This is a genomic window from Coleofasciculus sp. E1-EBD-02, from assembly GCF_040218245.1.
GTDB lineage: Bacteria > Cyanobacteriota > Cyanobacteriia > Cyanobacteriales > Coleofasciculaceae > Coleofasciculus.
Genome location: NZ_JAVJQN010000037.1, coordinates 81,121 through 104,676 on the forward strand (window position 1 = coordinate 81,121; position 23,556 = coordinate 104,676).

Below are 23,556 nucleotides of genomic sequence, written 5' to 3' on the forward strand. Positions count from 1 at the left end.
CCTATTTAGAAAAACAAATTGCAAATAAACCTCATGTGTGATACATTTGTTGCCTTACCCAACTCAACAGTCAACGGCGATATCATTTTCGGCAAAAATAGCGATCGCCCCCAGGGTGAAATTCAAGATGTTGTCGTCATTCCCGCCAAAAACTACAACTCAAACACGACAGTTGAATGCACTTATATTTCAATTCCCCAAGTCAACAAAACCCTAGCCGTAATCCTCTCCAAACCCCGATGGATGTGGGGTGCAGAAATGGGAGCAAATGAATGTGGCGTTGTAATTGGCAATGAAGCCGTTTGGACAGTTGAACCCTATAAAACCAAAGGTTTGCTGGGCATGGATTTAGTCCGCTTAGGCTTAGAACGCGGCAAAACAGCGTTAGATGCGCTTTATGTAATTACCTCACTGCTAAAAGAATATGGACAAGGAGGAAATTGTGCCGAAAACTTTGCTATGAATTATCATAACTCATTTATTTTAGCAGACTACCAAGACGCCTGGGTATTAGAAACCGCCGGCGAGTATTGGGTAGCTGAACGAGTACAACAAGGAACCCGCTCAATTTCTAATAATCTCAGTATTCGGAATTCAGGTAATTTGCGCCATCCAGAGATAATTAACTATGCGGTGAATCGGGGATGGTGTACTGGAGACGATGATTTTGATTTCGCCAGCATTTTTTCGGAAGGAGGATATTCAGAATCCCTATCCATTGATTCCAGAGAAGGGCGAGTCAGACATTTATGTCAAGTTAATCAAGGCAAATTTTCGATTCAGACAGCACAATCAATTTTACGAGAACACAAGGGGAATATTTGTATGCACGGTGCGTTTGAAAGTGCCGGAAGTCAAGTTTCGTCTCTGTCGCCAGATGGCTGTAAACACTGGTTTATTGAACAGCCATTTCCCTGTCAGCAAACTTATCAACAAAAGCGTTTTTTAGTCGATTCAGTGTCGGTATAGTAAGATTTTACAGAATAACCAGACAAATAATGCTAAATTGCCGTACAGCTTATACTCAACACGATAAGGAGTAAAAAAAATTGATGATAGGATTATTCTCGATAAGCTGTTGCTTGTTGTCTTCTTGGAAATTCGGTTTTTTGTCAAAATTATATCCCTCCAACCCTATGTCACAAAATCCCAAGTTCGAGCTAATCTTAAGTAAATTTAAATCCCTATCCGGAACTTCATTTATGATGGCTCCGCTTCAAAGTGAACCTCAAAAACAAAGTGGATTTTCTAAAATAGGGTATCAAAGCAATACGCATAATTACATTTTTTTTAACAAAGAAACAGTTACATTTACTAAGCTATTACCCACCAACGACTACTTAATTAAGCAAACAACTCAATTGACTGAAACGGGTGTAGTTGAGAACGCACCGTATGGAGTAAAACCGGAACTCAGATGTGACGAAAAGTCTCAGACAATTAGATGGTTGTTGTATTTAGTTGTCAACCAATATACTAACAGTGATAAACAACTCTCCCCTAAGGATATTACCAATCTGGCGATGTCTGATGTGAGTGGTAAAAATTATACAGAATTGATTCCAGGAATTCAGATCATTCTCGGTCTTACCCTGAAAAACGCACAGCAACTTATTGTCATCTACCGAAAAGACAACCAAAATCAAGTTAGCATAATTGACCTGTTGAAGCGAGAGGTAACATTGACTCAGGATATATTAATTTGAATGAAAGCTTCAATAGTAATAAAGATTAGGTATGAGAAACTATTTACTTGACGCTCTTATCGAACAGCCGTATCCGCTATTATTTGTCACCATTAGCGGGGCGCATTTATACGGCTTTCCCTCACCCGATTCGGATTACGATTTGCGCGGCAGTCACATTTTACCAATACAAGACGTCGTTGGACTAGAAACTGGACGTGAGACAATTGAAGTTGCCGAAATTCGAGATAAATTAGAACTAGATTTAGTCACTCACGATATCAAAAAGTTCTTTTCTCTGCTTCTAAAAAAGAATGGATATGTCTTAGAGCAATTGTACTCTCCCCTAATTGTTCATACCACTCCAGAACATCAAGAATTAAAAGCGATCGCGAAAGGGTGCATCACCCGTCACCACAGCCATCACTACTTGGGTTTTGCCCGAACTCAATGGCGACTGTTTGGCAAAGAATGTCCGCGTCGTATTAAGCCTTTGCTTTATGTCTATCGGGTTTTACTCACGGGTATTCATTTAATGAAAACGGGTGAAGTGGAAGCCAATTTGCTCAAATTGAATGAAGAATTGGGATTATCCTATATTTCCGATTTAATTACCCAGAAATTAACCAGTGCGGAAAAATCTCCGATAGAAGAGGGAGATTTAGGATTTTATCGGGGAGAATACGAACGGCTGTATGAGGAATTAGAACAAGCAAGTCAGTCGAGTGAACTACCCGCCACACCATCAGCAAAAGAGGCGTTGAATGACATGCTGATTCGGTTACGCTTAAATTATCTTTGACATCCACTAATACCACTGAGGTTGAGAGATGATGTCTTGGGAAAGGGCAGGTTTTGTTGACTAGTTATCGGTGATATCCTAATTAAATGGCTAAACCTGCCCCTACACTATTACTTATTTTAGGAAAAGCAGGTTTGATTGAGCAGTTATTGGTGATACTCTAATTGAATGATTAATATAACTTCTTTATAAGATAGGAAATGAACGGTGTTCAAGGAAAAATTAAGCCAAATCATTGCATCTATCATCCAGATTTGGCGATCGCAAGCAAATAAGCCTCTATTCTGGAAGCTGGCTATTATCCCGATTTTAGGGGTAATCCTCACAGTTGCGGGGCTTTGGGTGTTTCTAGAAATTGCAGATGAGGTATTAGAAGATCAAACCCAGGCAATTGACAAAACGCTCATGTTGCTGGTAGAACGACTCCATTCGCCGCTGCTAGATTGGGTGATGCGGGGGGCTTCGATTATTGGCGGAACCGTGGTTGTTACTCTAATTTGTCTAATTTTAGGGGCAATATTTTGGGCGCGACAACAGCGCGTTTATTTTACCGCTTTAGCGATTACTGCTATTGGCGGAACCGGATTAAACCTGTTAATTAAACAGTTATTTGACCGTCAACGCCCTCAACTCTGGGAAATGACTAGGAGTGAACCCAATACCTCCAGTTTCCCTAGTGGTCATGCCATGTTATCACTGGTTATCTACGGTTTTATTGCCTATTTGCTAGCCCGCCACTTTCGCCGTTGGCGGTGGTGGATTGTTAGTCTACTTATTGCCTTGATTGCTTTAATTGGCTTCAGTCGGCTTTATCTGGGTATTCATTGGCCCACAGATATTGTCGCTGGACAAGCGGCAGGATTAACCTGGCTGATGGCTTGTTTGTTAAACCTTGAGGTTTACCGATACTATCACCAACACCGTAAAAAATCACCGCCGTCACTCTCATCCTAATTTAAAGACAATGGTACGCTCAATAATTTTATATCACCGAAATCCTTGATATACCTTAGCCAGTAGAGTGGGCATTGCCCACCAGCCAAAATTTCAGTACCCTTCAATTTAAGGGTTATGGAGTTGTCGCCGCAATAAAGCAAAACCACTATGGAAGCGGTTATCTTAATCGGAATTCAGGCGTCAGGGAAATCATCATTTTGCCGCGATCGCTTTTATAATAGTCATATCCGGATTAACTTGGATATGCTCAAAACTCGGCATCGGGAAGCGATTCTGGTTCAAGCTTGTCTCAATGCTCAACAGCGGTTTGTTGTGGATAACACGAATCCGACTCCGGCAGATAGGGCGCGTTATATCCTACCTGCGAAGGACAAGAGATTTCGGGTGGTGGGGTATTATTTTCAATCGGTTGTAGAGGATTGTAAGCGACGGAATGCTCAACGCCAAGGCAAACAGGTGATTCCTGTACCAGGAATTTTAGCAACGCATAAAAAGCTGATTTTACCGCGCTGGGATGAAGGGTTTGATGCGCTTTATTATGTGAAAATGGGGGCAAATTATTCGTTTATCGTCAAAGAGTGGAATCAATACAGCAAGGGATAGCAATAGTCAACTTGTGTTACAGCAGATTTGGACGTTCGGTCAAAATTATTATATGCCGTGAAAAGTCAGATATATTAACCCAACTTAACCATACTACTAAATTACAGTTCCTCGCTTGGTGGGCAAGAGCAACGAACTATAACATCAGCATTTCAATGTTTATAGTCTTGCCCACCCTACAATCCAACTAAATGGATAACCGATTACATCTCGCGTACTAGCGGTTTACCATCTTTCACTTCACCGACTAGCACCACATTAGCCACACCGACAAATAAACCATTCTCTAAAACACCAGGAATATTATTAATCGTCTTTTCTAATTCACCTGGGTTATCCATAGAATCAAAGGTAACATCAATCACCATATTGCCCTGATCGGTTACCACGGGTCCCGCTTTCTTGACCCCCATCCGTAATTCCGGTTTGCCCCCCAATTTCTCGATCGCCCGCATCACCGGGGCATACGCCATAGGAATCACTTCTACTGGCAGTTTAAACGTGGAACCCAGCCGCTCAACTAGCTTACCACTATCAACTACCACAATAAATTGATTGGCGAGAGAATCTACCACTTTCTCACGAGTATGGGCGGCACCACCACCTTTAATCAAATTCTTTTGCGGATCAACTTCATCTGCACCATCAATGGCAACATCAATATGATCCACCGCATCTAAGCTAGTTAAGGGAATACCATGCTCTTTAGCTAACACTTCTGCCTGAAATGAGGTGGGAATTCCCTTGATATCTTTCAGATCACCTTTTTTGATGCGATCGCCGATATACTGAATCGCATACGCCGTGGTTGAGCCTGTACCTAAGCCAACAATTGTCCCGGATTGCACCCGTTCAGCCGCTGCTTTACCGACTTCTTGCTTCATCACCTTAACGGGGTCAGTTTCTGCACTCATACTAAAATGTCCTTCTTGGTTATGAATTACTGGGGATGGGGCTTATGTCATCGTTGGGTTAACGATGCCCAGATTTCAGAATGTCACCCCAGAAGTAAGGGTATCATTGTCGGTCGGTCTTTAGCGATCATCATTGCCTGAAAGTTGGCAACAAAGACGGACACGGCAAATTGGCAGCAGAAAACACTGCGTTTACCGTGTCCTACGGTTAGCGCGGGTTGTCTAACTTTGTCGCTAGACGAGTTCAGTGGGTTTGGCTTTTGATTTAGAGCAACTCTAGGAATTATTCGGTTGCGCCGATAAAAGTTCCTTGAGTTTTGCCAAATCATCCGCCCACCGGGGGTCAGGTTGAACTGAACCCGAATCGGGTGTTGGAGTATTCCGTTTGGATTTTTTACCCCCTCCCCGACGTCCAGAGGCACTACCACCACCCCCAGATGGGCGAGATTCCTCCTCATTGGAACTTTTTGACTTGGGCTGGGCTTTTTCGATTTTCAAGGCGCTGTCTTTAAAGACGTGACCGTTGAATTTCTCAATAATTTGCTCAGCCAACTCATCATTGGGAACGGTGACAAAACCAAATCCGCGACATTTCCCCGTTTTGCGATCTTTAATCACTTTGGTGGAAACCGATGGACTGGCTTCGGCAAAAATGGCTTGCAGTTCATCGCGATCAACGGGTTCTTTTGGCAGGTTGCCAACGTAAAGACGAACGGACATGAAGGATACCTCCAGATGTGATTGAAATTTAAATCCATGAGCATACACCAGCAATTGGATTGAAACAGGATAGAGAAAAGGAATGAACGATTTCTACGTCCAGATAATTTTCCACTGATCCTGACCAACCTCAACAGCACAGACTGATGTAGTAAAATCAAACTCTTTTGACCATTTACACGGTTTAGCTACGACCCCTTTGTGAACTCCGGGTCGTCATATCAGGTTTGAAGCTAATGCTTTGGCTCGTAACTCTAATTATTACAGAATATTTACACTATTGTTAACCTAACACGAGTTGCCGCAGGCAAGCTAGTATATCAGAAAGATTGGGGTCTTTTACCAGATGTGAGTGATTTAGCCGCTTGTCAATGCGGTGAAGCTGGGAAAGCTGGGGAAGCTGGGGAAGCTGGGGAAGCTGGGGAAGCTGGGGAAGCTGGGGAAGCTGGGGAAGCTGGGGAAGCTGGGGAAGCTGGGGGAGCTGGGGAAGCTGGGGAAGCTGGGGAAGCTGGGAGAGAAGAAATTACAGCACTTTTCAGGTTTATGGAATACAAAATTATAGCTACTTGCCTCTCTGCTCAATTAGGGTCTGTAGTATACTAATTTGAAAACCGCTGTAAATGAGGACTTGAGGATTTATCCGAGCAGTATGGGGACTCGTAAGTACAAACAGTGGCGGATGCTATGGGATAGGGGTGTGGTAAAGGATTCAACCGATGCGATCGCGCCGCCTAATGGTTCAACCTTCCCCTTCAACTCATCGGTTTGATCGTCACTCCAATGTCCTCGATACAAAATCCCTAACCCTCCCGGCTTCAGGAAGGGTAACGCATAGTCCGCACAAGCCGATGCCGAACCCACAGCCCGAACCAGGGCGATGTCATAGTGTTGGTGATGCTGACGGTGTTGTCCAACTTTTTCCGCCCGACCCAGTACAGTTGTAGCATTAGGGATGGCTAACTGGGGAATCAGGGAATCGAGAAAGGTAATTTTCTTGCGTGTCGAATCGAGTAATGTTACCGAACTTGAGGGAAGTGCGATCGCGACAGGCAATCCCGGAAATCCTGCACCCGTACCAATATCAATAATATTGAGCGGTTTCTCATCCTCTGACAACAACGAAGCCACACCTCGCAGTGAATCCCATAAATGCTTCTCCCAAAAATCATCCGGTTGGGTGATGCGGGTTAAATTCAACTGGCGATTCCCTGCCAAAATTTCAGCATACAGGCGCTGAAACTGCCGTTGCTGACTCTCGGTAGGTTGCCAATTTAAGGTTTCTTGCCAAACCTCAACCATTTTCGGGAGCAATTGTTGATCGTTCATTAGTATCATGTCCACGAAGGACGAATGACAAAGGACGAATGACTAATGACTAATGACTAATGACTCGTAACCGCCGCCTTTTGTCCCAGACTCGTCGGGTCAACCGAGTTCAGTTCACCCTGTTGGATTGTCCAACAGGAGTCAGCAATTTGCAACAACTCCCCTGCATCGTGAGTCACCACCAGTAATGTCCAATGGGACTTAAGTTTTAGGAGCAAACTGGCTAACTGGCGGCGCATTGACCAATCCAGTCCCGCCGTTGGTTCGTCTAACATCAATACTGTCGGTTGGCGAATTAACTGAACCGCTAAGGCTAAACGGCGTTGTTGACCACCACTGAGCGCATGAGGAGACGTATACAGAGAAATATCACCCAGTCCAACTTCGCTTAAGGCTTCCTGAACCCGTTCTGAACCCAATTCTGGGTGTCCCATTCGCAATTCCTCCAGCACCGTACTCCCACAAAAATGGCGTTCGGGAAACTGAAACACCAATCCGGCGAGTTGTTGCAAGTGATCAGGAGTTAATCCTTGTTCACCCCAGAATATATCCCCCGATGTGGCTTGAGCTAAACCTGCCAGAATTTCCAATAAGGTAGTTTTACCCGACCCACTCCGACCGATAATCAGTCCGAGTTGTTGCGGTGCCAGGGTTAGAGTCAGACCTTTTAAGATAGCGGTGGGAGTAGCGGGCGGGTGATAGGTGATATTTTTGAGATAAAGCATCCAAATCCGTTGAGCAAAAAGATGGTCGGATCTTCTTCATTGTGGCATCGATTGTCTGAGGATTGCGGACGGAACCTCCAATTCCCGCCAACGTCGAACGTTAACAGACATTAGTGGTAGTGAAGACGATGAATTATTGGTTGGCAACCCCGCGACGAACTGTAAACGCCTTAGCTGGTGCAGCCATTATGGTTGTCAGTTGCTGGGTGACTCCGAGTTTAGCAGGTGATCCCTTTCGTCCCAGTAATCCCCGCAATATTGGCGATAATACGGAAGCGGCATTTGAATCGATTTTCAAACAGGGTGATTATCAAGCCGCCAAGGACTACCTCCAGCAAGCTGAAGCGAGTGAGGGAACTGATCCGCTAATCTATGCCATGCTAGCCGCGATCGCGTACACTGAGCGAGAGTTAGAAACCCTAAATAATTACGCCACAAAAACCCGAACCACGGCTGAACAATTGATCACATCTGATCCACTACGGGGCAATCTTTACACCGCCGTCGGTCACTTTTTAGAAGGAACCTATAACTTTGAGAAAGAAGGTCCAGTTAGAGCGCTGAGTAAACTCCAGAAAGTCTTTCAATATTTAGACGCCGCCAAAGATATTGATAGCACTGATCCAGAGTTAAACTTACTCACGGGTCACATGGATTTGATGTTAGCCGTTAATGTTCCCTTTGCTGACCCGGCTGATGCCATTAACAAGTTAGAAACTCATGGTTATCCCAAGTATCTGGCGTATCGGGGGATAGCTGTAGCTTACCGAGATTTGAAAAAATATAATCAGGCAATGGATTATGTCGAACGCGCTTTGGCAATGACGCCAGATAATCCCGAAGTCTTATACCTGAAAGCCCAAATTTTAGTGCATCAAGATCAACCTGAAGCAGCCCTAGATTACTTTAAAAAAGCGTTAGAAAAACGGAAACAACTTCCCAATTATTCGACAGGTCAAATTGTCTACGAACAGTGTAAAGCGCAAGAAGAGGTTGATAATATCGATCGGGATTGTCGAGCGGAACGAAATCGCGCCAGAGTTGGTAATTACTGAGGAGAAGCTGGGGGAGCTGGCTTGTAGTAAGCACTTTAGTGCTATAACGCCTAGCTGGAGTTGGCTCAGGTTCCCTCACTACGAACCCAATCTATTCCACAATTTTAGCTGTGTCAGTCCACTACTTACTTGCCTGACGCTGTGATTTGATGGCTTTAGCTGTCATCCAATCAACCCATGCTGGTGCAATTAATTTTAACCATAACCCTAAACGCCCTTTGGGAGTCATAACTAATTCTCGCCGACGCTGTACCATCGCCTGAAGAATCTGGTTCACGCAGTCTTCTACAGACATGGCTTGGTGCGATTCATCCTGCAAACTGGCTTGTATTGGTGTACCGTCTCCACCTAAGACGCGATCGCGAATTGTTGTCGCCACAAATCCCGGTGAAACCACCAACACATCTACCCCCGTCTCCTGTAATTCAATCCGTAGGGTATCAAAAAAGCCTTGCATGGCGTGTTTACTGGCGACATAACCACTACGAGTGGGAACCCCATGTTTACCACAGAGGGAGGAAATGGCGACTAATAACCCTTTAGAAGCTTTCAAATAGGGTAAGGCATAGTGAGTACAATACACTGCACCCAAATAGTTCACCCGCATAATCTGCTCAAATAACGACAAATCCGTTACTGTGTCAAAGGTTGCATACATAGAGATTCCCGCATTATTCACCAATCCGGCGATCGCACCAAATCGACTCACTCCCTGTTCGATCAACTGTTGACAGGCTTCTGGGTTCGTGACATCTGTTGGAACCGCGATCGCTTGACCCCCAGCTTTTAAGCAATCGTCAGCCGTTTTCATCAGCGCCGCCTGATTTCGTGCAGCTAGGACTAAAATGCTCCCTTGTTTGGCGAGTTTAATCGCTAACGCTTGTCCAATTCCAGCCGAGGCTCCGGTAATAATAAAGGTTTTATTGGTTAATGTCATTAACTCCAAATGCTAAAGTTACTGAAAAACTCTACTTTTAAGTCAGCGACGGCTCAAAACCCCAGAGCGATCGCCTGGAGAGTCCTCAAAGATAGCTCCGCGTCGTTTCAAGTCAAGTTTCATTTCTTCAGTAAGCCCTAGATTTTTTTCAAACTGAGCCTTATTTACCTTGGCACGCCTCAGGTTGGCTCCACTCAGATCAGCACCACTCAGGTTAGCACGCCTCAGGTTGGCACGCCTCAGGTTAGCACGCCTCAGGTTGGCACTACTCAGGTCAGCACTACTCAGGTTGGCATTACTTAGGTTGACGCTACTCAGGTCGGCATTACTTAGGTTGACGCTACTCAGGTCGGCACTACTCAGGTCGGCACGCCTCAGGTCGGCTCCACTCAGGTTTGTATCACTTAGGTTGACACTACTCAGGTCGGCACTACTCAGGTCGGCACTACTCAGGTTGGCACGCCTCAGGTTGGCACGCCTCAGTTTGGCTCCACTCAGGTTTGCATCTCTCAGGTTTGCATCTCTCAGGTTTGCATCTCTCAGGTTTGCATCTCTCAGGTTGGCTCCACTCAAGTCGGCTCCCCTCAAGTCGGCTCCACTCAAGTCAGCTCCCCTCAAGTCGGCTCCCCTCAAGTCGGCTCCCCTCAAGTCGGCTCCACTCAAGTCGGCTCCACTCAAGTCGGCTCCCCTCAAGTCGGCATCGCTTAAGTCGGCATCGCTTAAGTCGGCATCACTCAGGTTTCGATTCTTAACCTCTCGCCTGACAATATCTTCAACTAAACGCCACTTATCGTTTTCGTCATCCTCTGAGCTTTCACTCAAAACTTGAATATCCTCAACCGGAAAACCGTTTAATTCCTTGATTTCTCCTAATTGAAAATTTAATAAAAGTTTTTCGATATCCTCTTGAGAACCTTCGACGACTAATTTAATACTGCCTGCTTGAATATCAATTATTTTAATAGTATGTCCCGAATAGGTCTTGAGAGCTAATTCTAGAAGTTTAAGATTAGGGGCTGAATTGATATCCCCTTCTAAGGTAATAACCACCTTAGTTTCTTGACTGTCCTTGTCTAGAACGGTTACTTGACGCCTAAGCCTTTGCATCGGTTCATCCCCCTTAATCCCCTCATTCGACTCCGAACGGCTGCAATCAGACGTCTTTAGACGAGCAGATGTTTCATCTCCTGAAATCTCCGCAGTTTCTTCCCAATCCAAGGTCAATTCTTTACAGATTTTCTTAAAGGTATCAACCTGAATAGGTTGACGATTAAAAAATTTTGTAACTGAACTTCGTGATAAAAACCGAGATTTGGCAAAATTTGTTTTTGTTTCAAAGCCTAGACGGATCAAGGCTTTCTCTGCCTTCTCTACCCCTTGGGGAGATGCGCGAATAGTTATCTTCCTCTTTTTGGAGCGGCTATTATCTGTCATAGTCTGGGGAAACTCAAGAAGCGATCGCTTACTCCATCACAACTGGGGCATAGGACAATCATAGAGAAATCACAAGTGATTGGCAATTCAATCATTGTGTAGTCTGGGTTTCAGGGATTTAGAGCCATATTAGAACTATGAAGTTTAGGCACAACGAAACCGATGAATGACAACCTAACCCCCAACTCTGACTCCACCCTCGAATTGATTATTGCCCAAGAACGATTACGCCAAGCCCGTCAGAGTTTTAACCTGGCTCTTATGACAAGCACAACCTGTATTCTAATCAGTTTTGCGGGAGTTGGTCTTGTCTTTCTGGGCAAAGCAAATGAGGGGACTATCACCGCGACTGGGGGTCTGGCATCGACTGGCTATTGTCTCAAGCTCTCAAAAGATGCCAATGATAGACTCGATCAGCTCAATGGGCGGGTAAGATAGCTAAAAAGGAGACAGGGGGTAGGGTTTCGGGTGTTGGGTGTGGGGAAACAGAAGGTGGTTGACTCTTCAAGCTACCTGTAGGGGCACTATCTGTAGGGACACAACATATCGTGTCCCTACTGGACTGACACAGCTAAAATTGTGGAATAGATTTGACGTTTAAACTGGGCGCAAGCCTTGCGCCCCTACAATTCTAATCTACCATTTTAGGTGTGCCACGACACTACGTTCAGATTTCCCCTTTTGGGGAAACATCAAACAGAAGTTCAAATTCTGCGTTGGGAATGAAGCGGTTGAGAACTCTCAAATAATCTTGGGCATCTTGGCGGTTGTAGAATCTAGCGATTGTGTAGCGTTGAGCGTTGGGGAGAAGGCGGACAATTGCCCAAGGACGGGTCAAGTCTACAGATGAGGGAATAGGTTGATTTGTCAGTTCTCTACCTCGGATAATATTGAGGATGCTTTGGATGAGACGCCAAAGGATGCTACGTGCTGGGGTGGTGTCGTTGGGGAGTAAATCCCAGTCGCCCACAGGTGCAGGTAGCCAAGTCAGGAGGTGGGAGTAGCCGTCTTTGTGGATTTTCCAGGATAAGCGGCGGGGTTGCTTCAGACATTGATAATTGTGCTGTCGCAGCAAGGCACACAATTTCTCACCTTCGACTTGAAGGCGTAGCCAGTCAGAATGTTTCATGGAGTTTCCTCGTTCTGTTAATTGATATATGAACCCTAGTGACTGCACTCAGAACACGCAGTTGCTTCTTGGTCAAGACAGCAATATCTTGCGTGACTCGTAAAGTGTCTGTTACTTTTGATTGGCTTATAGGTAATCTATTAATGGACAAGACAGTGATTGCCTAGAAGCGTGAGTCGCGTACTAGGCGTACAGCACTTTTTGTTGCAGTCAAACCATTCTCTGGAGTAGAGACGCGCCACGGCGCGTCTCTACATTGGGGGAATGATGGCTTTTTAGGTCACGTACCTTTTTTGGTGCTTATCTCCCTAAAGCGGTTTAGGGTTGATAGCGATTATCCTAAACCAATTTAGGAAAAATCTCAAGCTATTTAGCTAAATTAATTCAGTAAACATGGCGAAAAAGCCTTTGTCGTCCCTCAAAAAGCTCAGAATGCTTCAAAACCTTACCCAGCAAGAACTTGCAGATGTATTGGGTGTAACCCAAGACACTGTGGCAAATTGGGAAAGAGGCAGGGCTGTACCGAGGTTAACCGTTTCCCAATTTAAAACCTTGCTGGCTGTGTTAAAGGTGACACCAGAAGAACTTCCCGATGACTTCGGTCCAGCAGAATCGCCGTTAGAGGAGAATTAGCATCACCGCGCTTTCCATGATTTGCCCCCAAGGGAGCGATCGCACTGTTTGTCGTCGGTGTTGTCTTTGCCATAAGACAGTGGTAATTCCGTGATGAGTCCACATCTGATTATGAGATTGGTTGGCATTTTCGCCGAGTGAGTTGGGGGAAGGGATATGCGACAGAAGCCGCACGCGGTATAATTGCCTATGGATTTAATACCTTGCAACTGCCTGTTTTATATGCTGTGGTACATCCAGATAATAAACGGTCAATTCGGGTTACTCAGCGATTAGGGATGACACCAATGGGATTGACTAATCGGTATTATGGCGTACAACTTTTACTGTTTAAACTCGAAAGCATATCCCTGATTTAAGCTCTGACTTAAAATATTCTTAAGCTAAAGGAAAATCTGTTAAAACTTACATCTTGCAACCATTAAATAGTTGTAGTTGTAGGTTGTGTTGACGCAAGGAAACCCAACAGAATCTAGGGCTAAGGTTCCCTTACTACAAACCTAATCCAATGCATCAATTTAGGGGGATCACGCCGCCATCATGGTTTAGGCGATAGCCATAAACAACCAAAGCCTTAGTCAATGGTGCGTTACGCTTCGCTAACACACCCTACTGGTTTATCACACCTTAATTGATGGATTAGAATTAGTTCGTAGTGAGGGCTTCAGCCCTCTCGATCTAAGCGTTATAGCACTAAAGTGCTTACTACAAACAAAACCCTATTTTAGCTGTGCCACGCCACTACTAACATGACTACAAACCCAATCTAATTAGGCGTGTCATTGGTTTCTTTTTACAGCACTTTCTGGGCTGATGCGTCTTTATAGGGCGCACGTCTGTGCGCCCCTACCGGATGAATCGCTAGATTGATTGGGAATGTCCTTGGTTGGTAGATTGGCGCTGATGCCATTGTCCCAACGTTCCGCCAAAAACCCCAATTAAAAACAATCCGAATAGTGCGGAAGGTTCTGGCACATTTTTGGCGATAATAAACGCATGATCCTGAATTGTCGTAATATCCGTATTGCGAACAATAATATCCGAAAGCGTCGTATCGCCAATATCCGGTCTCAAATTCAGGAGATCCTGATCAGCCAGATAAAAGAAGCGATCGCCATCCTGTAAACGCTGGAATTGATCGGAGATAATCACATTGAACAATTCGCCAACCATCCCACCGTTATAGGCGTCTTCAGCTATTCCCCCAATCCACAAATCGACTAAATCAACGTTATCTTGACCCTCGGTTGTGCCGTAAATATCTCGGAAGCGCTGGGCAATTTCGGCGTCGGATGTAATTTGATCGAAACTGGTATATCCGCCTAACCCCAACGCCTGACGCGCTTCATTATAACTGGGAAGTCCGTGATCTCGTCCCCGTTGAATATTTACAGCAGCTAAATCCAGTCCGCCGTTTCCAGCAGGGAAGAGGAAATTGCGAACATCATCGACTACAAATGCATCGATGGTTTGGGCTTTCTGAGAAGCTAATCCTAACAGCAAGGAATTAATCCCATTCTCGGTAATTTCTTGAGGTTTAAAAAAGCTGTCTCTCAATGAAATACTCCCCGCCGATGTGCCATCATTATTGATCCGTTGCAGTTCTGGAGATAACATTGTATGACCGACTCGATAGGCGGCGGTCGAGAATTCGTTACTGATACTGGGGTTTACCGTTTCATCGTAGCCACTATAGGGATCAATTGCCCCTTCACCCAAAAGTAAAGGCAGAAACTCATTGTAAGTAATTGCCTGAATTTGGGCACCGACAATCCGGCGGGTGGTTTGATAGATATAGTCATCTACAGAAAGTCCCGCATCAGCCGCTTTTTCGGGAGTTGTTGGATCTGCGGCAATTTCATCAGCTAATCGATTGTGTTCCCGGACAAAAAGCGTGTGAACCGCCGTTAAGCCAATCTGTTCATTTGCCCGCACATCTCCAGCGATAAATAAATCATCAGCATCAACGCCAAAGGGATTGGCATTATGCAAATTTGCAGTATTAAAGGGTAACAGATTCCCGGCACTGGTTTTCAGTTTTCCACCTTCTCCAGAACGTAAAAAATTCGCCCGTTCTAAGTCTGATCCATAGACACTCGACCCATCAATATAAGCCGTAATCGCGTTAACTTGTTGGCGGGGATTATTAATATCTGTACCCGTTCCTGGTGCGGCGGCATTTCTGCGGAAGGGGATAATTGATCCAGGTGGAAAGATTGGATCATCATTGGGAACGGGGATGGGTAAAAATTCTGCACCCGCAGGCGGATCAGTCAAGTCGAGATCATGATCTACAAATTGTCCCCATTGCCATAGCCAATCACTAGCGTGGAAAGGATTGGGGAGTGATTCAGATTGAGAGGCGATCGCGTTACTAATAGCACGAGGGTTGGGGCGATTCATACCCGCAGGCGTGGAAATTCCGTCACTGTAATCGGGTTCGAGGAGGCGAATCAGTTCAATTTCGGCTTCACCCCAAGTTGGATTATCCCGGTTATTGTTTGACCCATCAATCGACCTAAATTCTATAGCTTGGGCGGGTAGGGATACAGCAAATCCTAATGTAGCAAAACTGGTTAGGGTGAGAAGCGTTTGACGGATTTTGTGAGCAGTCATCATGGTTAAATTACACCTTGATAGTTATGAACGAACTGAAAAAATCTGGCTCTGAAAGTACCTGAAGGTATCAACTTGCAAAATTCAGTTCTACTTATTACTCACGATTAACCCACTAATTTTATGCAATAGGCGAATATTTGTTACATCTTTTTACAAAAACAGCTAGGTTTTACCTGTCTTTAGCAAACAAGGGTGGAAGATTATCAAAACTTTACCAAATCTTCATGAAACACTGTAACGAGTTCATAAATTCTTATAGTTCTATGAATTAAGCTTAAGAAAATAGAATTTACCTTCCCTGAGATTTAAATATCTTAGTTTGAGCAGTAATTGTGAACGGGTCTTCCGGGTTTAGTGTGCTAAACTATCAGTTTTAATGAGTCATAAAGATTACCAAACAAGAACTGTAGCCTTTAAGCGTCTTAAAACAAATTGAAATCCATGTAAAAATTATTAAAGCTATTGCTGTCCAACGTTCTGGCAAATCCAACTAACAATTTAGCACACTAACTACGGAAGATCCAAAAATCATACCGCATCCAGTCAATTCCGCAATATCCAATTCTATGACCCAGAATTAGCGGTAACGGCGAATGGGATAACCGATACCTACGCCCTGGATTCCTATGCGGGGAATCAAGATAAAAGAGCTAAAGTCAACTTTTCTGAGGATAGCAGCGAAGTACAACTTGAGGGAAATGGTTGGAAGAAGTTAGGACTTGATTACACGATTACCGCCGATACTATCTTAGAGTTTGACTTCAAGAGTACAGCCGAAGGGGAAATTCAAGGCATTGGCTTTGATACCGATGATAGTCTCAGTTCAAACCAGTTCTTCAAACTCTACGGTACTCAATCCTGGGGCATCAAAGATTTCAATAATTACAGTGATACGGCTGGGGAATGGCAATCCTATCAAATCCGGGTTGGCGATTTCTTTACGGGTCAGATGAATTACTTGGTATTGGGAAATGACCATGATGTAAAAAATCCCAATGCAGCAAGTCAGTTCCGTAATATTCAAGTTTACGAACAGAGTGCAACAGACGAGATTACCGGGACTGATCCCAGTGTCGGAGAGGTAGATACTCTCACCGGAACTGCCAATGTCGATACCTTTATCTTAGGAGATGGAACAGGGGCATTATACGCCGAAAATAGGGTGGATGATTACGCCTTGATTATGGACTTTGACGTCAGTCAAGATATGATTCAACTGGCTGGAAATGCGGCTGACTATCAGTTAATGGTAACCTCTGGCAGTTTACCAGAAGGAACGGGAACCTACCAGGATTTGGGAACATCCGATGAATTAATCGGTATTGTTGATAACGTTTCTTCTCTCAGTTTAGAGAGTTCCACCTTTAGTTTCGTTTAATTAGGGCTTACTTGTCATGGGCAATGGTTTTAACCCCTTCTTCCAAGCTGCCTCTTCAACGAAGTAAAAGACAGTCATTGACAGAAATATTCAGTACAAAAATCATAGCAAACCCTGAGGCGGTGTAATCTCAATCCGACCATTTTCAAGGTCTACTACTGGGACAATTTCATCAACAAAAGGAATCAAAACTGTTACTGGCTTGGATGGTTTTTTCCTAGCTTTCCGTTGCTTACTAATTCGGTTCGGGAGGGGCGCTTCCGGTTTAGCTGGGGTTGGTTCAGGTTGCTGGTGGAGTTTAACTTCTAAAAGCATGTTCCCCGCCGGAATCACATTCACCACGATACCGACAGCTTCTCCAGTTAACTGGTTGAAAACCTCTAAATCCAGCACATCTAGGACATGATATTCATTCTCCCCCAATTCCGGGCGATCGCTCTCTGGGACTACCAGCGTTGCACCCCGCAAGGTTTCGGCTTTTTCCCGGTTGTCCACGCCAGCCAGTTTCACGACATAGATTCCTTTACCTGGAACGTAACGCCCCCCTAATAATTCCACAGGTTGCGGTTGGCTATCACCGGATTGCTTTAACCAACGTTGTCCCGATTTCTCGAAGCGTTCGGGAAAATCCGAATTGGGATAGACGCGCAGTTCTCCTTTTAATCCTTGAGGAGCTACAATTATACCAATTTCTAGCCAGTCGTCATTTGTCATTCGTCATTTGTCATTTGTCATTTGTCATTTGTCATTCGTCATTTGTCATTTGTCATTCGTCATTTGTTATTTGTTGAAGATGACTTGCACTCTATCGGGGCGGGTTTAAAGATCTCTGGGTGAAAAGCGTCCCGTTAATCGTAAAACCCGCCACTACAATGGACATCTCCCTCATCTCCCTCATCTTCCCTATCTCCCCCATCTCCCCCATCTTCTAGGTAGCAGCAGGTTCAACCGCCTGATCCATCAGTTCCCGAAACTGAATCACATCTTGACGAGGATCAGCATGAGTTACTTGCACATCTAAGCGATCGCCTAATCTTACCGTTCGCTTAAACCGCATCACCAACTCTAACCCTAAATCTTCTAACAGAATCAAGCCCAAGTTGTCGTGTTCGCGTAACCAACGCAGCATTAACGCTTGCCACACTTGATCCGGGTGACGCCGTAAATATTCCAATCCCCAATAGCGATTGGTTTGGCGTTCCACCATCGCAGCTTCTGAGGCGGCTGTGGTGACACCCTGCATGGTTTCTTGCAGGTATTCCGCTGAAAAGGGTAAGGGATCACCGCGCAAGTGGGCTTTTAGTTGAAAATGATTCAGCAAATCCGTATAACGACGGATAGGAGAAGTGACTTGGGTATAAGTTTCCAAACCCAAACCCGCATGACGCAGGGGAGTAATACTCATTTCACTGCGAGGCATACAGCGCCGCATGGCACAGAAGCGCACTGGACCAGGCGGTAATACCAGCAGTTCTTCATCAGAGGGAAGTTCCGGCTGGGGTTGTCCACGAAAGGGGAGGGGAATTTGATGGCTTTGACCATAGCGTCCAGCGACTTCCCCGGCTAGAATCATCATTTCTGCGACCATTAGCCGCGCTTGGGAATCCTCTAAAACCTGAATAATGATCTCATCTTGATCACGGACTTTTATCACCGCCTCTGGCATGTGGATACTAATCGCACCCTGACTTGACCGCCATTCTTGACGACGCTTTGCCCATTTCGCGATCGCGGCGATTTCCGGTTCTGCCCTCACTCCCAGTTCCAACATTTCATCCACATCTTCGTAGGTGAGGCGATAGGTGGGTTTAATCAGACTAGGGTGAATCTTGTACTCTTGAACACTGCCATCTTCATCGAGGATTACCCCGAAACTTAGTGTTGGGCAAACTTGACCCTCCACCAAACTCATCGGACCCGTTGCCAGTTCAGCGGGAAACATGGAAATCATCCCCGTCGGCAAATAGAGTGTCGTACTGCGCCGTCGGGCTTCTCGATCCAGTTCGTCGTCGGGTCTGACTAAGCGGGTTGGATCAGCAATATGAATCCACAGACGCTCTTTTCCATCGTCGAGTTGTTCTAAACTCAACCCATCGTCGATTTCTGAGGTACTCTCGTCATCAACGGTGTATACCTTCAAATGAGTTAAGTCTAAGCGGTCTTGATCAGGGTCGGGAGGTGGAGAATCCAAGTATTGTTGCACCAAGTCAAGCACCTCACGACGAAAGTGAACAGGGTAAGATGAGCGCCGCAAAAACAGATTCTCGTGAGGAGTCCATAAGCCTAAGTCTACCAACAGATCGAACGCTGCTTGGGGAGTTTGCGGGCGATCCAGAGTAGCTAGTATATCTTGGGCTGCACGAGAGGTATTTTCCGGATAAAGGACAAACCGTTCTAGGAGTTCAAAGCGAGTGCGATCGCTCTCTTGCCACTCTACCGCTTCACCATTGAGTTTCTGCTGAGTGCGGGTTAAAAATTCTTCTTGCTCTCGCTGCTTCGATTCTGCGGCTAGTTGCTGATGTTTAATTTCAGCCACTTTTGTAGCTGGACGCGGTTCATAGCTATCGGCTTTTTGTTTAAAGTAGAGTTTATCGTCCGATAGCAAGCAGTGAGCCGCATAACATAGGGGTGTACTTTGGTCAGAAAATAAAAGCTGTGCCATTTCCGCACAGGTTACCGCTTTTCCCTCTTCCACCAGCAATTCCCATGCCACTTCGAGGCTGGATGGATCGAGATAGGGTTCGACTTGGCTGAGAAAGTCAGGAATTTCTGAGACGTCAAATGTACCATCCTGGACTTCGTAGGTAACTTGCCGGGGATGAAGCGTGTGAGATTGACCCTGTTCGTCGATAACCGTCCAGCGTGTTTTGCCATCTGGACGGTCTACAATCGCTAGATGACGATCGCCTTGCACACGAAATTCGATAAGTGTTCCTTTTTCCACCAGCTTTGCTAATCCCGGTCGTTTATCTTTAGTTTTTCACTAATCCGGCGATAGGTTTCCCACGCTGCAATTTTTTATTCAGCGTGGGATAAATCGCCAGTAATGCCCCTATAAAGTGGCATTGCATCCAAATTGGATGTGGTGTTCCTCGCCAGAGTTATCACACTCTAAATCTAGTCTAACGGGTGATGGGATGATACCAAAATCATTAGACGGGGTATCAAAGGATTCAATCATTTGATACCACCGTTTAGTCAGATATCGATTATCTCACCACTCCTCACTCTGAGCTTGTGTTGAGCCGCATCATCCCTCTTTATTGACGAAAGGCAATAATGCTAAAAGGCGAGCGCGTTTAATCGATCGGGTCAATGCCCGTTGTTGTTGAGACGTTAGACCTGTAATCCGACGTGGCAGAATTTTACCGCGTTCGGTAATGAATTTGCGGAGTAATTCCACATCCTTGTAGTCAATGGGTTCTCCCGGCTTGATTGGAGAAAGGCGTTTGCGAAAGTAGGTCATGGGCAGTTCTTAGGGGTTTGTGGTCATCAATTTCAGTTTAGGATGCATTGCCATTGTGACATGGCTATTTAATTTCTTTATGCACCGTATGCTTATTGCAATGAGTGCAGAACTTTTTCAGTTCTAGCCGCCCTGTGGTATTGCGGCGGTTTTTCATAGTGGTGTAGCGAGAGACACCATTTGTGCGCTTGTCTGGGTTCGTGCGACACTCTGTACATTCTAAGGTTATAACCAGTCGAACACCTTTCTTACTTGCCATAGTCTTACGTCTAGTAAATTAAATGAGGGCGTGAGTGAATTTAAACACAATCTCTTATTTTTGCATACGACGCCGGATTTGGGCAACCCATCGCTTTAGACGCAGATCCAGAGAGAACCCACGACGGGTTGGAATCACCAGGGTTTGGGCAATGCGATCGTGAAACGCTTGCTGTTTTTCCGGTTCCGATAAAGCGATGCCACAATCTACCCCTAATGGTGCAATTAACAGCAGCATGGAGAGCAGCATGGAGATGCCATTCGCCAAAACGTTGAAGCCAAACATAGCTAAGAGCGCACAGACACCCAGAATGCCTTCTCGTTTGGTTAGTGTCAATAGCCCTGGAAGTTTGCCGTATTTGGCATCCAGCACTTTCATATCCAATGCCCAGCGTCCTAAACTCTGACCCTGATTGCTCGATACCAATACGACCCGCATCCCTAACCACAGTGCCATAAACACGAACACTTGCAAAAAAGGATTTCCACCCGCCATCGAACTAACCAGCCAAACAGCGACAAAATCAATGAGGAAGGCATAGAACCGTCGCTCTATTGGCACTTGAGGAAAGCGCTTGTGTATTGGTTCAAGTTCATACATGGTTAGGGTTAAGTTTAGGGCTGATGCAATCTTTATTGATTTTAGCGGATTTTGCGAAGTGCAATCGTTAGGTCAAAAGCAAGCTACGTCATTTGTCATTCGTCATTTGTCATTCGTCATTTGTCATTTGTCATTCGTCATTCGTTTATGTAAGGGTTTGAGGTCTCCTCACATAGTTTAATATAGTTAAGTTTGTTTCCACTAACCTACTTAAATTCGGATCAACTAATTCCTGTTTTTTTAACTTAACTTTACCCTAATACACTAATGAATAAAATTAAGATTAGACTTCCTGCTAAGGTTCAATTTTCTGACGCAATCGTCTAATTATACTGGCACGACTAATGATTGTCGCTATGCCATCATCAATTTGCACAAATACTTTGCCTGAAAAAATATTACGCAAAGCCGGACGTTGATACACCACAAAATTATCGATTTCTGACTTAGGTTCAAATCCCATATCAGACAAGGTTGTATTTAAGGTTTTAGTAAAGGCTTTTTTGTTCTTAAACTCTAGAGAAAAAGTCACGCTGCGATTGAAGTAAGCCCCCACTAATCCGGCGACTAAACCGAGTGTAATACCGTAACGATACGGAAGGGGTTGAGTTAAACTTAGACCTAGCACTTGCGAGGCTAAGACAGCCACAACCAGGGTCATCCCTGTAAAATAATAATAGAACGTCGCCCAAAAACCAGGACCAAGCTGCATATACTAACCTCTATCAATTCAAATCAGGATACAATTATTTATCACAGGTTTCAGATTGTCAAGATTTAGACGATACACTAGGCGAGTATAATAGTCGCGTATTTAATTCCGGGCGTACATCTGAGCCTTATCGTTTAAGTCATGGCAAAGGGTTGAATTAGATGCACTTGAGTATTCATACTAATTACACCATAAGTTTATTGCTATTGTCTTTTGCCGTCGTTGATCGCAGGATTTTTATAAGTATAAATGCGGTCTAAATGATCTGTAAAATTAAATTTTCAGTCTGTTGTCGAATTAATTACGTTGCATTGAGCCAAGGCATTTGCAATATTACTCCCTTTAGCAAAAGTCCGGTAACCACTCGATAAACCCGATAAATACTGTTAACATAATTCTGCCACATCCATTCCAAACATTCCTGTTGCCGATAGAATCAATGTCGTCCACAGATAAGTTCTTGCTAGAGACGCGATCGCAGTATCCGCCTTGAAATCTAGTAAGTTCTCTCAGTTACCCATGAATGCTCGATAGCGGCTCCAGTACCGATCGACAGCGATCTCCAGCTCTCCGAATGGAAAATCCGCGCCGTGGGTTTCTTGGAGAGTGACAAAAAAGTCGAGAATCGCGCCACCTTCGGCGGGGGTAAGACTATCGACGCGCTCGTGGAAAATGGCTAGTGGAGTACCGGAATCGAACCATTCGAGCTGCTGCTTACGGAGTAGCTCGGTCATGTCGTTCGGTAAACCGAGACCAGACGGGAGCCTAGTAGCTCGATCAAGCGTTTCTACAACGTCTGTACGAGAGGGTTTGGTAAGTGCGCCTACGAGTTCGGAGACGAAGACGCTCACAGATGCATAGGACTCCAGAGAAGCGTGCAGGAAGGCTGGTAGGAAGTACCGGAATGCCTCCGGAGCGAGCATCCAGAGGTTGCCTTCGACCTCGGTTCGGAGATCGTACACCGAGAGTTCCATTGGCGTATTCGTAGCCAGGAGTTCACGCAGGCGATCGCCATCGTAGCTCACCGTCGGTCGCAAGATCTGAGTAGCTAGGGGTCGGGGGCGTGAGGCGAACGCATTGAAGAAGCGCTCTTTGAGGTGCTTGTCAGGAGGGATTTGCATATCATTACGTGGTGGTTGAGTATGGTGCAACGCGATTCTCCTACGGAGACGCTTCGCGATCGCCTGATGCGTCTTAGATTAAAACAGAACGGTGGAATGCTCTGACTGAGGAGGAAAAAGCATCCTTTGCGCCGATTTGTCCTGATGCGTGTGATTGAGTTACGCTCGGCGAGTGATACTTTAAGTAGTTTGAAAACGAAGATGCAGGAATACATAGAGAATGGTGTATCTCTAGGCTGGTTGATTGACAGCCAAAATCGCACTACATAACCTCAGACGCGCGAGGACTTTGAGCAGCTTTAACTTCTCATCTAAGACTTATTCTTGTTCTTGTTTTTTTCAATTAAGTCTACAATACATATCTAAATCTATACCTGCACTCAGTTCACTAGCCTTATGTATAATTTGCTGATTAAAACTAATGGCAGGTACGTGGCTATAAGCATAAACTACACAACAAATAAGTGCTTCGTACTGATAA

At 45.0% G+C, this 23,556-nt stretch carries 26 protein-coding genes and 2 pseudogenes; 12 read left to right on the forward strand and 16 right to left on the reverse strand.

The window, feature by feature from the left end; all coding sequences use genetic code 11:
• Window positions 1–33 precede the first annotated feature (33 nt).
• The 5 genes from RIC07_RS06705 (at window position 34) to RIC07_RS06725 (ending at window position 4,047) form a co-directional block, all read left to right on the forward strand.
• Window positions 34–969 carry a C69 family dipeptidase gene (locus tag RIC07_RS06705; RefSeq protein WP_446393844.1) on the forward strand — a complete coding sequence of 312 codons (936 nt, stop codon included), beginning with the start codon at window positions 34–36 and terminating at the stop codon, window positions 967–969.
• A gap of 167 nt (window positions 970–1,136) precedes the next feature.
• Complete coding sequence (locus RIC07_RS06710; protein ID WP_446393845.1) at window positions 1,137–1,706, forward strand: hypothetical protein; 570 nt, start codon at window positions 1,137–1,139, stop codon at window positions 1,704–1,706.
• Window positions 1,707–1,737: 31 nt separating this feature from the next.
• Complete coding sequence (locus tag RIC07_RS06715; protein ID WP_446393846.1) at window positions 1,738–2,487, forward strand: nucleotidyltransferase domain-containing protein; 750 nt, start codon at window positions 1,738–1,740, stop codon at window positions 2,485–2,487.
• A 207-nt stretch (window positions 2,488–2,694) separates the two neighbouring features.
• Complete coding sequence (locus RIC07_RS06720) at window positions 2,695–3,441, forward strand: phosphatase PAP2 family protein (RefSeq protein WP_446375954.1); 747 nt, start codon at window positions 2,695–2,697, stop codon at window positions 3,439–3,441.
• 150 nt (window positions 3,442–3,591) lie between these two features.
• Complete coding sequence (locus RIC07_RS06725) at window positions 3,592–4,047, forward strand: AAA family ATPase (protein ID WP_446393847.1); 456 nt, start codon at window positions 3,592–3,594, stop codon at window positions 4,045–4,047.
• Window positions 4,048–4,250: 203 nt separating this feature from the next.
• Here the strand turns inward: RIC07_RS06725 and rpiA are convergent, their stop codons facing one another.
• Together rpiA and RIC07_RS06735 are read right to left on the reverse strand one after the other, a co-directional pair.
• Window positions 4,251–4,961 carry a ribose-5-phosphate isomerase RpiA gene (gene rpiA, locus RIC07_RS06730; protein WP_446393848.1) on the reverse strand — a complete coding sequence of 237 codons (711 nt, stop codon included), beginning with the start codon at window positions 4,959–4,961 and terminating at the stop codon, window positions 4,251–4,253.
• A gap of 276 nt (window positions 4,962–5,237) precedes the next feature.
• Window positions 5,238–5,681 (reverse strand): RNA recognition motif domain-containing protein, encoded by a 444-nt coding sequence (locus RIC07_RS06735; RefSeq protein WP_446393849.1) that lies wholly within the window; start codon window positions 5,679–5,681, stop codon window positions 5,238–5,240.
• A gap of 348 nt (window positions 5,682–6,029) precedes the next feature.
• Between RIC07_RS06735 and RIC07_RS06740 the strand changes: the two genes are divergently transcribed.
• On the forward strand, window positions 6,030–6,284 hold the full coding sequence (locus RIC07_RS06740; RefSeq protein WP_446393850.1) for a hypothetical protein: 255 nt from the start codon (window positions 6,030–6,032) through the stop codon (window positions 6,282–6,284).
• 33 nt (window positions 6,285–6,317) lie between these two features.
• Here RIC07_RS06740 and rsmG read toward each other — a convergent pair whose 3' ends face one another.
• The gene (gene rsmG, locus RIC07_RS06745) at window positions 6,318–7,007 is read right to left on the reverse strand and encodes a 16S rRNA (guanine(527)-N(7))-methyltransferase RsmG (RefSeq protein ID WP_446393851.1); all 690 of its coding nucleotides are present in this window, start codon (window positions 7,005–7,007) and stop codon (window positions 6,318–6,320) included.
• A 56-nt stretch (window positions 7,008–7,063) separates the two neighbouring features.
• Window positions 7,064–7,732 (reverse strand): ABC transporter ATP-binding protein, encoded by a 669-nt coding sequence (locus RIC07_RS06750; RefSeq protein WP_446375966.1) that lies wholly within the window; start codon window positions 7,730–7,732, stop codon window positions 7,064–7,066.
• 128 nt (window positions 7,733–7,860) lie between these two features.
• Between RIC07_RS06750 and RIC07_RS06755 the strand changes: the two genes are divergently transcribed.
• Complete coding sequence (locus RIC07_RS06755; RefSeq protein WP_446393852.1) at window positions 7,861–8,787, forward strand: Sll0314/Alr1548 family TPR repeat-containing protein; 927 nt, start codon at window positions 7,861–7,863, stop codon at window positions 8,785–8,787.
• 121 nt (window positions 8,788–8,908) lie between these two features.
• Here the strand turns inward: RIC07_RS06755 and RIC07_RS06760 are convergent, their stop codons facing one another.
• The gene (locus tag RIC07_RS06760) at window positions 8,909–9,724 is read right to left on the reverse strand and encodes an SDR family oxidoreductase (RefSeq protein ID WP_446393853.1); all 816 of its coding nucleotides are present in this window, start codon (window positions 9,722–9,724) and stop codon (window positions 8,909–8,911) included.
• A 42-nt stretch (window positions 9,725–9,766) separates the two neighbouring features.
• Entirely contained in the window at window positions 9,767–11,158 is a 1,392-nt protein-coding gene (locus RIC07_RS06765) for a pentapeptide repeat-containing protein (protein ID WP_446393854.1), read from the reverse strand.
• A 162-nt stretch (window positions 11,159–11,320) separates the two neighbouring features.
• On the opposite strand from RIC07_RS06765, the gene RIC07_RS06770 reads away from it, so the two are divergent.
• Entirely contained in the window at window positions 11,321–11,596 is a 276-nt protein-coding gene (locus RIC07_RS06770) for a TRADD-N-associated membrane domain-containing protein (protein WP_446393855.1), read from the forward strand.
• A 229-nt stretch (window positions 11,597–11,825) separates the two neighbouring features.
• Here the strand turns inward: RIC07_RS06770 and RIC07_RS06775 are convergent, their stop codons facing one another.
• Complete coding sequence (locus RIC07_RS06775; protein ID WP_446393856.1) at window positions 11,826–12,287, reverse strand: hypothetical protein; 462 nt, start codon at window positions 12,285–12,287, stop codon at window positions 11,826–11,828.
• 393 nt (window positions 12,288–12,680) lie between these two features.
• Here RIC07_RS06775 and RIC07_RS06780 point away from each other — a divergent pair, with 393 nt between their 5' ends.
• Together RIC07_RS06780 and RIC07_RS06785 are read left to right on the forward strand one after the other, a co-directional pair.
• The gene (locus RIC07_RS06780; protein WP_446393857.1) at window positions 12,681–12,920 is read left to right on the forward strand and encodes a helix-turn-helix transcriptional regulator; all 240 of its coding nucleotides are present in this window, start codon (window positions 12,681–12,683) and stop codon (window positions 12,918–12,920) included.
• A 101-nt stretch (window positions 12,921–13,021) separates the two neighbouring features.
• A pseudogene (locus RIC07_RS06785) lies at window positions 13,022–13,279 on the forward strand (GNAT family N-acetyltransferase); the annotation flags it as partial.
• Window positions 13,280–13,781: 502 nt separating this feature from the next.
• Here the strand turns inward: RIC07_RS06785 and RIC07_RS06790 are convergent.
• On the reverse strand, window positions 13,782–15,539 hold the full coding sequence (locus RIC07_RS06790; protein ID WP_446393858.1) for a peroxidase family protein: 1,758 nt from the start codon (window positions 15,537–15,539) through the stop codon (window positions 13,782–13,784).
• An 823-nt stretch (window positions 15,540–16,362) separates the two neighbouring features.
• Window positions 16,363–16,518, reverse strand: coding sequence for a hypothetical protein (locus RIC07_RS06795; protein ID WP_446393859.1), 156 nt, complete (start codon window positions 16,516–16,518; stop codon window positions 16,363–16,365).
• Between RIC07_RS06795 and RIC07_RS06800 the strand changes: the two genes are divergently transcribed.
• Entirely contained in the window at window positions 16,504–16,917 is a 414-nt protein-coding gene (locus tag RIC07_RS06800) for a hypothetical protein (RefSeq protein WP_446393860.1), read from the forward strand. The genes RIC07_RS06795 and RIC07_RS06800 overlap by 15 nt on opposite strands.
• Window positions 16,918–17,019: 102 nt before the next feature.
• On the opposite strand, the gene rimM is transcribed toward RIC07_RS06800, so the two are convergent.
• The 7 genes from rimM to RIC07_RS06835 all read right to left on the reverse strand — a co-directional run bounded on the left by rimM (window position 17,020) and on the right by RIC07_RS06835 (window position 23,105).
• A complete protein-coding gene (gene rimM, locus RIC07_RS06805) occupies window positions 17,020–17,631 on the reverse strand; it encodes a ribosome maturation factor RimM (RefSeq protein WP_446393861.1) in 612 nt (203 codons plus the stop codon).
• A gap of 214 nt (window positions 17,632–17,845) precedes the next feature.
• Window positions 17,846–19,861 carry a ribonuclease catalytic domain-containing protein gene (locus RIC07_RS06810; protein WP_446393862.1) on the reverse strand — a complete coding sequence of 672 codons (2,016 nt, stop codon included), beginning with the start codon at window positions 19,859–19,861 and terminating at the stop codon, window positions 17,846–17,848.
• A gap of 306 nt (window positions 19,862–20,167) precedes the next feature.
• Entirely contained in the window at window positions 20,168–20,383 is a 216-nt protein-coding gene (gene rpsR / locus RIC07_RS06815) for a 30S ribosomal protein S18 (RefSeq protein ID WP_006106620.1), read from the reverse strand.
• 64 nt (window positions 20,384–20,447) lie between these two features.
• A complete protein-coding gene (gene rpmG / locus RIC07_RS06820; protein WP_446355835.1) occupies window positions 20,448–20,642 on the reverse strand; it encodes a 50S ribosomal protein L33 in 195 nt (64 codons plus the stop codon).
• Window positions 20,643–20,696: 54 nt separating this feature from the next.
• Window positions 20,697–21,242, reverse strand: a complete 546-nt coding sequence (locus RIC07_RS06825; RefSeq protein WP_446393863.1) for an RDD family protein — start codon at window positions 21,240–21,242, stop codon at window positions 20,697–20,699.
• Window positions 21,243–21,537: 295 nt separating this feature from the next.
• Window positions 21,538–21,954 (reverse strand): hypothetical protein, encoded by a 417-nt coding sequence (locus RIC07_RS06830; protein WP_446393864.1) that lies wholly within the window; start codon window positions 21,952–21,954, stop codon window positions 21,538–21,540.
• Between the two features lie 509 nt (window positions 21,955–22,463).
• Entirely contained in the window at window positions 22,464–23,105 is a 642-nt protein-coding gene (locus RIC07_RS06835; protein ID WP_446393865.1) for a hypothetical protein, read from the reverse strand.
• A 20-nt stretch (window positions 23,106–23,125) separates the two neighbouring features.
• Here RIC07_RS06835 and RIC07_RS06840 point away from each other — a divergent pair.
• A pseudogene (locus RIC07_RS06840) lies at window positions 23,126–23,336 on the forward strand (Uma2 family endonuclease); the annotation flags it as partial.
• Window positions 23,337–23,556: the final 220 nt, after the last annotated feature.

Bases quoted from the DNA above. Each gene is read 5' to 3' on its own strand.
- RIC07_RS06705 (WP_446393844.1), top strand. From the start codon at position 34: ATGTGTGATACATTTGTTGCCTTACCCAACTCAACAGTCAACGGCGAT.
- RIC07_RS06710 (WP_446393845.1), top strand. From the start codon at position 1,137: ATGTCACAAAATCCCAAGTTCGAGCTAATCTTAAGTAAATTTAAATCC.
- RIC07_RS06715 (WP_446393846.1), top strand. From the start codon at position 1,738: ATGAGAAACTATTTACTTGACGCTCTTATCGAACAGCCGTATCCGCTA.
- RIC07_RS06725 (WP_446393847.1), top strand. From the start codon at position 3,592: ATGGAAGCGGTTATCTTAATCGGAATTCAGGCGTCAGGGAAATCATCA.
- rpiA (WP_446393848.1), bottom strand. From the start codon at position 4,961: ATGAGTGCAGAAACTGACCCCGTTAAGGTGATGAAGCAAGAAGTCGGT.
- RIC07_RS06735 (WP_446393849.1), bottom strand. From the start codon at position 5,681: ATGTCCGTTCGTCTTTACGTTGGCAACCTGCCAAAAGAACCCGTTGAT.
- rsmG (WP_446393851.1), bottom strand. From the start codon at position 7,007: ATGAACGATCAACAATTGCTCCCGAAAATGGTTGAGGTTTGGCAAGAA.
- RIC07_RS06750 (WP_446375966.1), bottom strand. From the start codon at position 7,732: ATGCTTTATCTCAAAAATATCACCTATCACCCGCCCGCTACTCCCACC.
- RIC07_RS06755 (WP_446393852.1), top strand. From the start codon at position 7,861: ATGAATTATTGGTTGGCAACCCCGCGACGAACTGTAAACGCCTTAGCT.
- RIC07_RS06760 (WP_446393853.1), bottom strand. From the start codon at position 9,724: ATGACATTAACCAATAAAACCTTTATTATTACCGGAGCCTCGGCTGGA.
- RIC07_RS06765 (WP_446393854.1), bottom strand. From the start codon at position 11,158: ATGACAGATAATAGCCGCTCCAAAAAGAGGAAGATAACTATTCGCGCA.
- RIC07_RS06770 (WP_446393855.1), top strand. From the start codon at position 11,321: ATGAATGACAACCTAACCCCCAACTCTGACTCCACCCTCGAATTGATT.
- RIC07_RS06775 (WP_446393856.1), bottom strand. From the start codon at position 12,287: ATGAAACATTCTGACTGGCTACGCCTTCAAGTCGAAGGTGAGAAATTG.
- RIC07_RS06780 (WP_446393857.1), top strand. From the start codon at position 12,681: ATGGCGAAAAAGCCTTTGTCGTCCCTCAAAAAGCTCAGAATGCTTCAA.
- RIC07_RS06790 (WP_446393858.1), bottom strand. From the start codon at position 15,539: ATGATGACTGCTCACAAAATCCGTCAAACGCTTCTCACCCTAACCAGT.
- RIC07_RS06795 (WP_446393859.1), bottom strand. From the start codon at position 16,518: ATGGTCATTTCCCAATACCAAGTAATTCATCTGACCCGTAAAGAAATC.
- rimM (WP_446393861.1), bottom strand. From the start codon at position 17,631: ATGACAAATGACGACTGGCTAGAAATTGGTATAATTGTAGCTCCTCAA.
- rpsR (WP_006106620.1), bottom strand. From the start codon at position 20,383: ATGACCTACTTTCGCAAACGCCTTTCTCCAATCAAGCCGGGAGAACCC.
- rpmG (WP_446355835.1), bottom strand. From the start codon at position 20,642: ATGGCAAGTAAGAAAGGTGTTCGACTGGTTATAACCTTAGAATGTACA.
- RIC07_RS06825 (WP_446393863.1), bottom strand. From the start codon at position 21,242: ATGTATGAACTTGAACCAATACACAAGCGCTTTCCTCAAGTGCCAATA.
- RIC07_RS06830 (WP_446393864.1), bottom strand. From the start codon at position 21,954: ATGCAGCTTGGTCCTGGTTTTTGGGCGACGTTCTATTATTATTTTACA.